Origin of the sequence: Pseudomonas sp. IAC-BECa141 (genome assembly GCF_020544405.1) — a bacterium.
Classification (GTDB): domain Bacteria; phylum Pseudomonadota; class Gammaproteobacteria; order Pseudomonadales; family Pseudomonadaceae; genus Aquipseudomonas.
The window spans coordinates 453,329-467,661 of the sequence record NZ_CP065410.1; the positions used below are offsets into that span (position 1 = coordinate 453,329).

Consider the following 14,333-nt stretch of genomic DNA (forward strand, 5'->3'; position numbering starts at 1 on the left):
GTGCGAAATTTGATTCTTGTAGGACCGATGGGGGCTGGAAAAAGCACCATCGGCCGATTACTGGCCAAAGAGCTGCGCCTGCCGTTCAAGGATTCCGACAAGGAAATTGAACTGCGCACGGGCGCCAATATCCCGTGGATCTTCGACAAGGAAGGCGAGCCCGGCTTTCGTGATCGTGAGCAGGCGATGATCGCCGAGTTGTGCGCGTTCGACGGCGTGGTGCTGGCGACCGGCGGCGGCGCGGTGATGCGCGATGCCAACCGCAAGGCCCTGCACGAGGGCGGGCGGGTGGTCTACCTGCACGCATCTGTCGAACAGCAGGTCGGCCGCACCTCTCGCGATCGCAACCGGCCGTTGCTGCGCACCGCCAATCCGGAGAAAACCTTGCGCGATCTGCTGGCGATCCGGGATCCGCTCTATCGGGAAATCGCCGATCTGGTGGTGGAAACCGACGAGCGGCCACCGCGCATGGTCGTGCTCGATATTCTCGACCGCCTGGCGCAGCTTCCGCCCCGTTAAAGCATCGCTCGAAATGCGCTATCCTCGGCGTCCTGTCACAGCCCGCCGAGGTTGTGGCGGATGGCGTGCGAGCGGCGTCATACCCGCTACAGGCCGCAGACAACCAATAATTCAGGGCAGGACGCCTGCTTCCATCTTCACTGTGGGGACACATGCAGACACTCAAGGTCGACCTAGGCGAGCGCAGCTACCCGATTCATATTGGCGAAGGATTACTGGACCAGCCTGAATTGCTGGCCCCGCATATCCACGGGCGGCAAGTGGCAATCATCTCCAACGAGACCGTTGCGCCGCTCTATCTCGAGCGTCTGACCCGCAGCCTGGCGCAGTTCTCAGTGATTTCCGTGGTGCTGCCCGACGGCGAAGCCTTCAAGAACTGGGAAACCCTGCAACTGATCTTCGACGGCCTGCTGACCGCCCGTCATGACCGCCGCACCACGGTAATCGCCCTCGGCGGCGGCGTAATCGGCGACATGGCCGGTTTCGCAGCCGCCTGCTACCAGCGTGGCGTCGATTTCATCCAGATTCCTACCACGCTGCTGTCCCAGGTCGATTCGTCGGTGGGCGGCAAGACCGGGATCAACCATCCGCTGGGCAAGAACATGGTCGGCGCGTTCTATCAGCCGAACGTGGTGCTGATCGATACTGCGTCCCTGAAAACCCTGCCCGCGCGCGAGCTGTCGGCCGGCCTGGCGGAAGTCATCAAGTACGGTCTGATCTGCGACGAGCCATTCCTGACCTGGCTCGAAGACAACGTTGACGCCCTGCGCGCGCTGGATCAAACGGCCCTGACCTATGCTATCGAACGCTCCTGCGCCGCCAAGGCTGCGGTGGTCGGTGCCGACGAGAAGGAAACCGGCGTGCGGGCCACCCTCAATCTCGGCCACACCTTTGGCCACGCCATCGAAACCCACATGGGCTATGGTGTCTGGTTGCATGGCGAAGCGGTCGCCGCTGGCACCGTGATGGCACTGGAAATGTCCGCGCGCCTCGGCTGGATCAGCGAGCAGGAGCGTGATCGCGGCATCCGCCTGTTCCAGCGTGCCGGTCTGCCGGTGATCCCGCCGGAAGAGATGACCGAAGCCGATTTTCTTGAACACATGGCAATTGACAAAAAAGTGATCGACGGTCGCTTGCGCCTGGTGCTGCTGCGCCGGATGGGCGAAGCGGTGGTGACCGACGATTATCCGAAAGAGGTTCTACAGGCCACGCTGGGAGCGGATTACCGCGCTCTGGCTCAGCTTAAAGGTTAATAAGATTCCGATGACTAGTTTGCATGCCGACGAGGCGTTCCTCGGCCATTTCCAGTTAAGTCACGACCCTTTCGCGCCGCGGGTTCCGGGCTTCAAATTCTTTCCGGCCCAGCGCAAGCCGGTGCTGGGGCAGCTGCATCATCTGGCGCGTTACAGCCAGTTGCTGCTGGTGGTTACCGGCCCGCAGGGCAGCGGCAAGACCCTGCTGCGTCAGGCGCTGGTCGCCAGCACCAACAAGCAATCGGTGCAGAGCGTTGTCGTTTCCGCCCGTGGCGCAGGCGATGCAGCCGGCGTGCTGCGTCAGATCGCCCAAGCGCTGGACGTGGCGCAGGCCGAGGTCGGGGCGATTCTCGATCAGGTCGTACAGTTGGCGCTGACAGGGCAGGAAGTCTATCTGCTGGTTGACGATGCCGAGCAGCTCGACGAGTCCGCGCTTGAAGCCCTGATGGCGCTGGGCGCCGGCGCTCCGGAAGGCCGCCCGCATGTGTTCCTGTTCGGTGAGTCGTCGCTGATTGCCCAGCTCGAGGCTTTGCACCTTGAGGAAGAGCGCTTCCACGTCATCGAATTGCAGCCGTACACCGAAGAAGAAACCCGCGAGTATCTCGACCAGCGGCTGGAAGGCGCGGGCCGGGGTGTCGAACTTTTCACCGCGGATCAGATCTCTGATATTCACGAAAGCTCCGAGGGTTGGCCGGGCAACATCAACCAGGTCGCTCGCGATGCTCTGATCGAAGTCATGATTGCAAGCCGCTCCGCGGTCAAGCGTCCAAGTATGGGGTTCAACATGCCGAAGAAACACGTATTGGCGATTTCCGCCGTCGTTGTGGTCGCGGTCGCTGCCGCCTGGCTGATGCCGGGTCGCAACAAGGCGCCGACCACCGGTGCGCCGGCCAACGAGCAGGCGCAACTGCCATTGGGCCAGGGCACGCCGCAGGCGGGTGGCGCGCCGTCCGTCGAATTCAACGGCAATACCCAGCCGATGCCGCTGCCGCTGGTCGGCAACTCGCAACCGGTGATGCGCGGTCCGTTGGCTGAAGCGGCTGGCGGCATTACCGAAGGCGACGACGGTGTGCCGGTCGAAGGTTCCAGCAACACGCCACCGACCGTGACCACCACTGCGCCACCGGCGGGCGTTCCGGCCGGACCTGCGCCGACCCCGGTTCCGGTTCCGGCAGCCAAACCGACCCCGGCGCCAACCCAGGTCGCTAGCGCCAAGCCTGCGCCTGCTCCTGCCGCTCCAGCGGCCAAACCGGCTCCTGCGCCTGCCAAGCCTGTTGCCGCCGCCAAACCTGCCGAGAAGCCGGTCACCGTCGCCAAGGCAGCCGGTGGCAGCTGGTACGCCGGTCAGCCGACCAGCAACTACGTGGTGCAGATCCTCGGCACCAGCTCCGAAGCGACCGCGCAAAACTTCGTCAAGGAGCAGGGCGGCGAGTACCGTTACTTCAAGAAAGTCCTCAACGGCAAGCCTCTGTACGTGATCACCTACGGCAACTTCGCCAATCGTGATGCAGCCGTTTCTGCCATCAAGGCCTTGCCAGCGAAGGTTCAGGCTGGTAAACCTTGGCCTCGCACTGTCGCCAGCGTCCAACAGGAACTGGCAACAACTCGCTGAAGATTCGGCGGCCTTACCCAGGCCGCCTCTCCAAGCACCTCAAAATTTCTACAAGTGCGCGCTTCCTTTCAGGTCGCGTGCCTTGTGGTGTCTGCGTCACAGTAGTCTTTGAGTCGTTGCGGTCAAAATTAAAAAAGTTTTGACTAGCACAGCAGATCGCTTTAAACCTTTCACAAATGCGACATGAATTTGCGACATTTCGTCGTCAAATTTGTGAGCCTCTGTGTCGCTGTGTACAATGACCACCCTTTTGCCCCCGCAAAGCCGGCGTACGTTCGGCGCGGCAAGCAAGTGGTTGAATTGAAAAGAAATTTGCCTCGACAAGAGGCAGCCTGGTGAGAAAGTGTCTATGAAAGCAGGTCTGTACCAACCAGATGAATTCAAGGATAACTGCGGTTTCGGCCTGATAGCCCATATGCAGGGCGAACCCAGTCATACCCTTTTGCAAACGGCCATCGAGGCCCTGACCTGCATGACCCACCGCGGTGGGATTAATGCCGACGGCAAGACCGGTGACGGTTGCGGTCTGCTGATTCAAAAGCCCGACGTGTTCCTGCGTGCCATTGCCCAGGAAACCTTCAGCGTCGAGCTGCCCAAGCAATATGCCGTGGGCATGGTTTTCTTCAATCAGGATCCGGCCAAGGCCGAAGCCGCTCGCGAGAACATGAACCGCGAGATCCTGGCCGAAGGCCTGCAACTGATCGGCTGGCGCAAAGTGCCAATCGACACCAGCGTCCTCGGCCGCCTGGCCCTTGAGCGCCTGCCGCAGATCGAGCAGGTGTACATCGGTGGCGAAGGCCTGAGCGATCAGGACATGGCGGTCAAGCTGTTCAGCGCCCGTCGTCGTTCTTCCGTGGCCAACGCTGCCGATACCGACCACTACATCTGCAGCTTTTCCCACAAGACCATCATTTATAAAGGCCTGATGATGCCGGCCGACCTGGCCGCGTTCTATCCGGACCTGGGTGACCAGCGCCTGCAAACCGCAATCTGCGTGTTTCACCAGCGCTTCTCCACCAACACCCTGCCGAAATGGCCGCTGGCCCAGCCATTCCGCTTCCTCGCCCACAACGGCGAGATCAACACCATCACCGGCAACCGCAACTGGGCCCAGGCCCGCCGCACCAAGTTCACCAACGATCTGATGGATCTGGAAGAACTCGGCCCGCTGGTCAACCGTGTCGGTTCCGACTCCTCGAGCATGGACAACATGCTCGAACTGATGGTCACCGGCGGCATCGACCTGTTCCGTGGCGTGCGGATGATCATTCCGCCAGCGTGGCAGAACGTCGAAACCATGGACCCGGACCTGCGTGCGTTCTACGAGTACAACTCGATGCACATGGAGCCGTGGGACGGCCCGGCCGGCGTGGTAATGACCGACGGTCGCTACGCGGTGTGCCTGCTCGACCGTAACGGTCTGCGCCCGGCGCGCTGGGTCACCACCACCAACGGTTTCATCACTCTCGCGTCGGAAATCGGCGTGTGGGACTACAAGCCTGAAGACGTGATTGCCAAAGGCCGTGTCGGCCCGGGCCAGATCTTCGCCGTGGACACCGAAACCGGGCAGATCCTCGACACCGACGCGATCGACAACCGTCTGAAATCCCGTCATCCGTACAAGCAATGGCTGCGCAAGAATGCCCTGCGCATTCAGGCGACCATGGAAGACAACGATCACGGTTCGGCTTTCTACGACGTCGATCAACTCAAGCAATACATGAAGATGTATCAGGTCACGTTCGAAGAACGCGATCAGGTACTGCGTCCGCTTGGCGAACAAGGCTATGAAGCCGTTGGTTCGATGGGCGACGACACGCCGATGGCCGTGCTGTCCCAGCGCGTGCGCACGCCGTACGACTATTTCCGCCAGCAGTTTGCGCAGGTGACCAACCCGCCGATCGACCCGCTGCGTGAAGCGATCGTGATGTCGCTGGAAATCTGCCTCGGTGCCGAGCGCAACATCTTCCAGGAATCGCCGGAACACGCCTCGCGCGTGATCCTCAGCTCGCCGGTCATTTCCCCGGCCAAGTGGCGCTCGCTGATGAACCTCGACCGCCCGGGTTTCGAGCGGCAGATCATCGATCTCAACTACGATGAAAGCGTCGGTCTCGAAGCGGCGATCCGCAACGTCGCCGATCAGGCTGAAGAAGCCGTGCGTGCCGGTCGTACCCAGATCGTCCTGAGCGACCGCCATATCGCGCCGGGCAAGCTGCCGATCCACGCCTCGCTGGCCACCGGCGCGGTGCACCATCGCCTGACCGAAAAAGGCCTGCGCTGCGACTCCAACATCCTGGTTGAAACCGCCACTGCACGCGATCCGCACCACTTCGCCGTACTGATCGGTTTCGGCGCCTCGGCGGTCTATCCGTTCCTGGCGTACGAAGTGCTGGGCGACCTGATCCGGACCGGTGAAGTGCTGGGCGACCTCTACGAGGTGTTCAAGAACTACCGTAAGGGCATCACCAAGGGTCTGTTGAAGATCCTGTCGAAGATGGGCATCTCGACCATCGCGTCGTATCGCGGTGCTCAGCTGTTCGAAGCCATCGGCCTGTCCGAGGAAGTCTGCGAGCTGAGCTTCCGTGGCGTGCCGAGCCGTATCAAGGGTGCGCGTTTCGTCGACATCGAAGCCGAGCAGAAAGCTCTGGCCACCGAAGCCTGGAGTCCGCGCAAGCCGATCCAGCAGGGCGGTCTGCTGAAGTTCGTCCACGGTGGCGAATACCATGCCTACAACCCGGACGTGGTCAACACCCTGCAAGCCGCGGTGCAACAGGGCGACTACGCCAAATTCAAGGAATACACCTCGCTGGTGGACAACCGTCCGGTGTCGATGATCCGCGACCTGTTCAAGGTCAAGACCCTCGACAAGCCACTGGACATCAGCGAAGTCGAGCCGCTGGAATCGGTACTCAAGCGCTTCGACTCCGCCGGCATCTCGCTGGGCGCCCTGTCGCCGGAAGCTCACGAAGCCCTGGCCGAAGCCATGAACCGCCTCGGTGCGCGTTCCAACTCCGGCGAAGGCGGCGAAGACCCGGCGCGCTACGGCACCATCAAGAGCTCGAAAATCAAACAGGTCGCGACCGGCCGTTTCGGCGTGACCCCGGAATACCTGGTCAACGCCGAAGTGCTGCAGATCAAGGTTGCCCAGGGCGCCAAGCCGGGTGAAGGCGGTCAACTGCCGGGCGGTAAAGTGAACGGGCTGATCGCCAAGCTGCGTTACGCAGTGCCGGGCGTGACCCTGATTTCGCCACCGCCGCACCACGACATCTATTCGATCGAAGATTTGTCGCAGCTGATCTTTGACCTGAAACAGGTCAACCCGAATGCGCTGGTCTCGGTGAAACTGGTGGCTGAAGCGGGCGTCGGCACCATCGCCGCCGGTGTGGCCAAGGCCTATGCGGACTTGATCACCATCTCCGGCTACGACGGCGGCACCGGTGCCTCGCCGCTGACTTCGATCAAATACGCCGGTGCGCCGTGGGAACTCGGCCTTGCCGAAACCCACCAGACCCTGCGCGGGAACGACCTGCGCGGCAAGGTCCGGGTGCAGACCGACGGCGGCCTGAAAACCGGCCTCGACGTGATCAAGGCAGCGATCCTCGGCGCCGAAAGCTTTGGCTTCGGCACCGCGCCGATGATCGCTCTGGGCTGCAAATACCTGCGTATCTGCCACCTGAACAACTGCGCCACCGGTGTCGCCACCCAGAACGAGAAGTTGCGCAAGGATCACTACATCGGCACCGTCGACATGGTGGTGAACTTCTTCACCTACGTCGCCGAAGAAACCCGTGAGTGGCTGGCCAAGCTGGGCGTGCGTTCCCTCGAGGAGCTGATCGGCCGTACCGATCTGCTGGAAGTCCTCGAAGGCCAGACCGCCAAGCAGCATCACCTGGATCTGACCCCGCTGCTGGGCAGCGATCACATCCCGGCGGACAAGCCTCAGTTCTGCGGCGTCGAGCGCAACCCGCCATTCGACCAGGGCCTGCTGGCCGAGAAAATGGTCGAGATGGCGACATCGGCGATCAACGACCTCAGCGGCGCCGAGTTCGATCTGGACATCTGCAACTGCGACCGTTCGATCGGCGCACGGATCTCCGGCGAAATCGCGCGCAAGCACGGCAATCAGGGCATGGCGAAAGCGCCGATCACCTTCCGCTTCAAGGGCACTGCGGGTCAGAGCTTCGGCGTGTGGAACGCCGGCGGTCTGAACATGTACCTGGAAGGCGACGCCAACGACTACGTCGGCAAAGGCATGACCGGTGGCAAGCTGACCATCGTGCCGCCGAAAGGCAGCGTCTATAAGACTCAGGAAAGCGCCATCATCGGCAACACCTGCCTGTACGGCGCCACCGGCGGCAAGCTATTCGCCGCCGGCACCGCAGGCGAGCGTTTCGCCGTGCGCAACTCCGGTGCCCACACGGTTGTGGAAGGCACCGGCGATCACTGCTGCGAGTACATGACCGGTGGTTTTGTCTGCGTTCTGGGCAAGACCGGTTACAACTTCGGCTCTGGCATGACCGGTGGTTTCGCCTACGTGCTCGACCAGGACAACACCTTCGTTGACCGGGTCAACCACGAACTGGTGGAAATCCAGCGGATCAGCGGCGAGGCGATGGAAGCCTATCGCAGCCACCTGCAGAACGTGCTGAACGAGTACGTCGCGGAAACCGACAGCGAGTGGGGTCGTGAACTCGCCGAGAACCTCGATGACTACTTGCGTCGTTTCTGGCTGGTCAAGCCGAAGGCTGCCAACCTGAAGTCGTTGCTTTCCAGCACCCGTGCCAACCCGCAGTGATATGCGCCTGAAGAGTTTGATGAGGTTTTAACAATGGCTGAACGTCTGAATAACGACTTCCAGTTCATCGATGTCGGGCGCAAGGATCCGAAGAAGAAACTGTTGCGTCAACGCAAGAAAGAATTCGTGGAAATCTACGAACCGTTCAAACCCCAGCAGTCGGCCGATCAGGCCCACCGCTGCCTGGGTTGCGGCAACCCGTATTGCGAATGGAAGTGCCCGGTGCACAACTTCATTCCGAACTGGTTGAAACTGGTAGCCGAGGGCAACATCCTCCAGGCCGCCGAGCTGTCGCACCAGACCAACACCCTGCCGGAAGTCTGCGGCCGGGTGTGCCCGCAGGATCGTCTGTGCGAGGGTGCGTGCACCCTTAACGACGGCTTCGGTGCGGTGACCATCGGTTCGGTCGAGAAGTACATCACCGACACCGCGTTCGCCATGGGCTGGCGCCCGGACATGTCCAAGGTCAAACCGACCGGCAAGCGTGTCGCGATCATCGGCGCGGGCCCGGCGGGCCTCGGTTGTGCCGACGTGCTGGTGCGCGGCGGCGTGACCCCTGTGGTGTTCGACAAGAACCCGGAAATCGGCGGTCTGCTGACCTTCGGCATCCCCGAGTTCAAGCTCGAGAAGACCGTGCTGAGCAATCGCCGCGAAGTCTTCACCGGCATGGGCATCGAATTCCGCCTCAACACCGAGGTCGGCAAGGACGTGACCATGGAGCAACTGCTCGCCGAATACGATGCCGTGTTCATGGGCATGGGTACCTACACCTACATGAAGGGCGGTTTTGCCGGTGAAGATCTGCCAGGCGTGTATGACGCGCTGGACTTCCTGATCGCCAACGTCAACCGCAACCTGGGCTTTGAAAAGTCGCCGGAAGATTTCGTCGACATGAAAGGCAAGAAGGTCGTGGTGCTGGGCGGCGGCGACACGGCGATGGACTGCAACCGCACGTCGATCCGCCAGGGCGCCAAGTCGGTGACCTGCGCCTATCGTCGTGACGAAGCGAACATGCCCGGCTCGCGCAAAGAGGTGAAGAACGCCAAGGAAGAAGGCGTGAAATTCCTCTACAACCGCCAGCCGATCGCCATCGTTGGCGAGGACAAGGTCGAAGGCGTGAAAGTGGTCGAGACCCGTCTCGGCGAACCGGACGCCCGTGGCCGTCGCAGCCCCGAGCCGATTCCGGGCTCCGAAGAGATCATCCCGGCCGACGCCGTGGTCATCGCTTTCGGTTTCCGCCCGAGCCCGGCGCCTTGGTTCGAGCAGTTCGAGATCCAGACCGACAGCCAGGGTCGCGTCGTTGCGCCCGAGCAAGGTCAGTACAAGCACCAGACCAGCAACCCGAAAATCTTCGCCGGTGGCGACATGGTGCGCGGGTCCGACCTGGTGGTGACGGCAATCTTCGAAGGCCGTAATGCGGCGGAAGGGATCCTGGATTATCTGGGCGTCTAAACCCGGATCCTGAAACAAAAGCAATAACTCTGTGGGAGCGAGCTTGCTCGCGAAATCGGCCTGTCAGTCAACTTCAATGTTGGATGTACAGGCCTATTCGCGAGCAAGCTCGCTCCCACAGTTGTTTCTCGCTGTTGCTGATGCCCCGTATTTATTGCGACAAATTGACCCGATAGACAAAAGGCTGACCTGCATCCGTGCCTTTTGCGTCGCGCTCTGAGAAAATGCCCGCACTTTTTTTCCGGATGCCGACATGACTGCCCTGAAGAACGACCGTTTCCTCCGCGCCCTGCTCAAGCAACCCGTAGACGTCACCCCTGTGTGGATGATGCGCCAGGCCGGCCGCTACCTGCCGGAATACCGCGCCAGCCGCGCCCAGGCCGGTGATTTCATGAGCCTGTGCATGAATCCGGAATTCGCCTGCGAAGTCACGCTGCAACCCCTCGACCGCTATCCGCAACTGGACGCGGCGATCCTGTTCTCCGACATCCTCACCATTCCCGATGCCATGGGCCAGGGCCTGTACTTCGAGACCGGTGAAGGTCCGCGCTTCAAGAAAGTCGTCAGCACCCTGGCCGACATCGAAGCCCTGCCGATCCCGGATCCACACAAAGACCTCGGCTACGTGATGGACGCGGTCAGCACCATCCGCCGCGAACTGAACGGTCGCGTGCCGCTGATCGGTTTCTCCGGCAGCCCGTGGACCCTCGCCACCTACATGGTCGAAGGCGGCTCGTCGAAAGACTTCCGCAAGACCAAGGCGATGCTCTACGACAACCCGCAAGCCATGCACCTGCTGCTGGACAAGCTGGCGCAGTCGGTGACTGGGTACCTCAACGGCCAGATCCAGGCCGGTGCGCAAGCGGTGCAGATTTTCGACACCTGGGGCGGCAACCTGTCGGCGGCGGCGTATCAGGAATTCTCCCTGGCCTACATGAAGAAAATCGTCAGCGGCCTGATCCGCGAGCACGACGGTCGCAAAGTGCCGGTGATCCTCTTCACCAAGAACGGCGGCCTGTGGCTGGAAAGCATCGCCGACGCTGGCGCCGATGCGCTGGGTCTGGACTGGACCTGCGACATCGGCAACGCCCGCGCCCTTGTTGGTGACAAGGTTGCGCTGCAAGGCAACATGGACCCGACCGTGCTCTATGCCAAACCTGAAGCGATCCGCACTGAAGTCGGGCGCATCCTCGCCAGCTACGGCAAGGGCAGCGGCCACGTGTTCAACCTCGGCCACGGCATCACGCCGGAAGTTGATCCTGAGCATGCGGGTGCGTTCTTGCGTGCCGTACATGAGTTGTCGGCGCAGTATCACCAGTGATCGGCGCTCAGCTCTAATGGTAGAAAACAAAAACGCCCGGCTTATGCCGGGCGTTTTTGTTTGCGATGGGTTTAGCGTCCAAGGAGCTGTTCGGCGTAGCGGGCGATGATGTGGTCGAAGGTTTTTTGATCGGGAATCGCGGTATTTCGGATCGCCGTCACCAACCGCTCAAGTTCTTCCTCGCTGACTTGCATGACAAACTCATCATCGAAGAGGCGGCGGATTGTGTCCTGCCGTCGATTTTTGAGGTAGGCGATGTCTAGCGCCAATACCTCGATCATCTTTGTGGCGGGAAGGTCGTCAGAATCTTTTGGCTGGATTTCGCCGGTTCGCAGATATCGGAAGCGCTGTTCACAGTTCTCGTCGGTGGGAGAAATATGTTGGTTTTCGTCGAACCAGTTGCCCTTCTTATGGCCGCAGTGCAACGGATTGCCGGGCTTGGTTTCTCGCAGGCAGGAGGCATGAAGGTTGTGAAACTCCAACGCCAACTCTTCGAAATGCTCTTGAGGTCTGAAGTGCTCGATATGGCTGGTCGAGGCATCTATTTCCCGGCCGCAATAACAGCAGAAGAAGCCTTGCTCCTTAAGCAGGGCATTATGCAAATCCCGTTTTTGCGGGTTTTGTAGCGTTGGGTAAGTTGGGCTCCACTCGTCGTTCGCCGAGTTTTTCCAATCTGTAAATGAAGCGGGTTCAGTTCCTTTGAGCACTCGCTTCATTTGCCGAGAATCTCCTTGCGCCTGATCAGTGCTTCGGCGCCGGCGAATTCCGGTAGGTCGGGAGCTTTCTTTTTCAGCGCCTCAAGTTGTGATTTTGCCTTTTCGAGGTCGTTGTCTTCCAACGTGGAAAAAAGCTCGGACAGCAGATCTTCGATTTCTGGTTCGCGCTGCGTAACGCCCATTACCTCTTCAAGCACGCTGCTGGAATCCAGACCGTAGGTGACCCGCGGATGAGTCGGATCCCCGTTGTGCAACAGGATTACTTCTTCAGGTTTCAGGCTGCCGATGATTTGTGGGGAGTGGCTTGCGGCGATGAATTGGACTTTGGGAAAAGCCTGTCTCAATGCAGGCACGATGCTGCGTTGCCAGGCCGGGTGAAGGTGGATATCCAGTTCGTCGATGATGACCACGCCTGAGGTGTTTTTCAGGACATCTTTGCCCATGTGGGGGTTGAGGATGCACATGCGGCGGGCGATATCGGCGAACAATGCAATCATCCCGCGTTGACCATCACTTAGATTGCTGAACTTCGAAGTGGCGTTGCCGCCCATTTCAACAATCAAGCTCGCAAGTTCGACGTCGTAATAAAGTCCACTTGAGCCCGGTAACATCACTTGCAAGGCAGAATTTACCAGTGAAAGCTCATCGTAAAACTCAGTTACTGGCTTTGCAGACCGGAAAGCTTTTTGCAGTTGCTCCAATGTCTTTTTAACGAACCAACTTTCAAAGTCTTGCAGATTGGTGGCTGTGTTCGACCAATTCTTATAACCATCAAGTCGCGACAGTTTCAGTGATGCAGCCTGTTCGGTAGACGTGTTGGCGATAGTCCAGCGGCGGTCTGCTCGATAAAAGGCGATCAGCGGAAGGTCAATCTTGCCTGCGAGCGCAGAGGATGAGTTGAGAGCGTTGATGTCCACCACAGGTATAGGAGGAATCGAACCGTGTGAAGGTTGATGTTTTGCCCGAGCCCAGGATGAAGATTGAAACGCTTTGCCGTGGCCCTCTAAAACCAGCGGAAAAACCCTTTCGAATCGGTTTCCATTTTCGTGATGGTTGATGACCGTGCGCACATCTTCATCGTCGGAAAGCGTCATAGGATGGCCGACTGAACCGAAGATATCGTTAAAGCTTTGTGCTACAGCATTCAGCAGCGACGTCTTCCCGCTCCCATTAACCCCCACCACCAGATTGAATCCCGGCTGAAAGTCGAACGTGGCATCTTCGTAGCAACGAAAATTCTTAATGTGGAGACGGTCCAGGCGCATTCTGGCTTCCTTTACCAAAGCAGACGAATGCCGTCAGTGTACCTTGGCCCGCCGTTACTGCTAGGGCGCAGTTGTGGCTAAACCTTTTCGCCACCACCCAAAGGCGGCAACTTCGCCAGCTTCAACGCCACCAACAGCGCCACCAGCAATAGCGCGCCGTTGAACAAACCAATACCGTTCCAGCCGCCAAGGTGCCAGAACACCCCGCCTGCCGTCCCGGCGATACTCGACCCGGCGTAATAGCTGAACAGGTACAGCGACGACGCCTGGCCCTTGGCCTTGAGCGCCCGGCGGCCGATCCAGCTGCTGGCCACCGAGTGGGCGCCGAAGAAGCCGAAGGTGAAAACCAGCATGCCGACGATCACCAGTGGCAGCGGCGTGAACATCGTCAGGGCGAGGCCGGCGAACATCAGGGCAATGATGGCCCACAGCACTTTGCGGCGGCCCAGTTTGTCGGCCAGCGAACCGATTTTCGCCGAGCTGTAGATGCCCGACAGGTACACCACCGACAACAGCCCCACGAACACTTGATCCAGGTGATACGGCTCGGCCAGCAGGCGATAACCGATGTAGTTGAACAGGGTGACGAACGCGCCCATCAGCACGAACGCTTCGAGGAACAGCAGCGGCAGGCCGGCATCGCGAAAGTGCATGGTGAAGCCGTCGAGCAGGCTGCGTGGGTGCAGCGAGCGGGAACGGAAGTTGCGCGACTCCGGCAGGATTTTCCAGAATACCGCCGCCGCGATCAGCGCCAGACCACCGATCACCATCATCGCCGTGTGCCAGCTGACGAAGTCGATCAGCACGCCGGTGATCAGACGCCCGCTCATCCCGCCGATCGCGTTGCCGCCGATGTACAAACCCATTGCCAGACCGATGTGCTGCGGGTGAATTTCCTCGCTCAGGTACGTCATTGCCACCGCCGCCAGACCACTCAACGACAACCCGATCAGCGCACGCATGATCAGCACGCCGTGCCAGCTCGGCATCATCGAACTGGCGACGGTGCACAACGCAGCGGCAAACAGTGCGGCAACCATCACCGGTTTGCGCCCGATCCGATCGGAAATCGGGCCAGTGATCAGCAGACCGAACGCCAGCATGCCGGTGGCCACCGACAGGATCAGGCTGCTCTGCGCCGCGTTGATCGAATATTCGTGGGACAGCAACGGCATCATCGGCTGCACGCAGTACAGCAGGGCGAACGTCGCGAAGCCGCCGCTGAACAGCGCAAGTACCGTGCGCATGAACGCGGGCGTGCCTTTCTCGATGTAGATCTCTTGCAGTTCGGTCAGCACATCGTCCGCCGCAGCGGGCGGAACTTCATGGGCCAGTGGAGCGACGGCGGTTTTCACATCGGACCTCGGAGGGTGCGGGCAGGCAGTGAAAAAATCATATAG

General features: G+C 60.3%; 9 protein-coding genes. 6 read left to right on the top strand and 3 right to left on the bottom strand.

All coding sequences use genetic code 11. From position 1 onward, the window contains the following. The 6 genes from aroK to hemE all read left to right on the top strand — a co-directional run bounded on the left by aroK (position 1) and on the right by hemE (position 10,952). On the top strand, positions 1 to 519 hold the full coding sequence (gene aroK / locus I5961_RS02055; protein WP_011332081.1) for a shikimate kinase AroK: 519 nt from the start codon (positions 1 to 3) through the stop codon (positions 517 to 519). Between the two features lie 152 nt (positions 520 to 671). Then, complete coding sequence (aroB, locus tag I5961_RS02060) at positions 672 to 1,772, top strand: 3-dehydroquinate synthase (RefSeq protein WP_085698119.1); 1,101 nt, start codon at positions 672 to 674, stop codon at positions 1,770 to 1,772. Between the two features lie 10 nt (positions 1,773 to 1,782). Continuing rightward, positions 1,783 to 3,384: an AAA family ATPase gene (locus I5961_RS02065; RefSeq protein WP_227234187.1), complete on the top strand. Its 1,602-nt coding sequence runs from the start codon at positions 1,783 to 1,785 to the stop codon at positions 3,382 to 3,384. Positions 3,385 to 3,733: 349 nt separating this feature from the next. Then, entirely contained in the window at positions 3,734 to 8,179 is a 4,446-nt protein-coding gene (gltB, locus tag I5961_RS02070; protein WP_227234188.1) for a glutamate synthase large subunit, read from the top strand. A gap of 33 nt (positions 8,180 to 8,212) precedes the next feature. Continuing rightward, positions 8,213 to 9,631 carry an FAD-dependent oxidoreductase gene (locus I5961_RS02075; protein WP_007909438.1) on the top strand — a complete coding sequence of 473 codons (1,419 nt, stop codon included), beginning with the start codon at positions 8,213 to 8,215 and terminating at the stop codon, positions 9,629 to 9,631. 253 nt (positions 9,632 to 9,884) lie between these two features. Next, a complete protein-coding gene (hemE, locus tag I5961_RS02080) occupies positions 9,885 to 10,952 on the top strand; it encodes a uroporphyrinogen decarboxylase (protein ID WP_227234190.1) in 1,068 nt (355 codons plus the stop codon). A 71-nt stretch (positions 10,953 to 11,023) separates the two neighbouring features. Here hemE and I5961_RS02085 read toward each other — a convergent pair whose 3' ends face one another. The 3 genes from I5961_RS02085 to I5961_RS02095 form a co-directional block, all read right to left on the bottom strand. Further along, entirely contained in the window at positions 11,024 to 11,668 is a 645-nt protein-coding gene (locus I5961_RS02085) for a retron system putative HNH endonuclease (protein WP_085701107.1), read from the bottom strand. Continuing rightward, positions 11,665 to 12,933, bottom strand: a complete 1,269-nt coding sequence (locus tag I5961_RS02090; RefSeq protein WP_085701106.1) for an AAA family ATPase — start codon at positions 12,931 to 12,933, stop codon at positions 11,665 to 11,667. The genes I5961_RS02085 and I5961_RS02090 overlap by 4 nt, the downstream gene beginning before the upstream one ends. A 77-nt stretch (positions 12,934 to 13,010) precedes the next feature. Then, positions 13,011 to 14,288, bottom strand: a complete 1,278-nt coding sequence (locus I5961_RS02095; protein ID WP_085704949.1) for an MFS transporter — start codon at positions 14,286 to 14,288, stop codon at positions 13,011 to 13,013. Positions 14,289 to 14,333 lie beyond the last annotated feature (45 nt).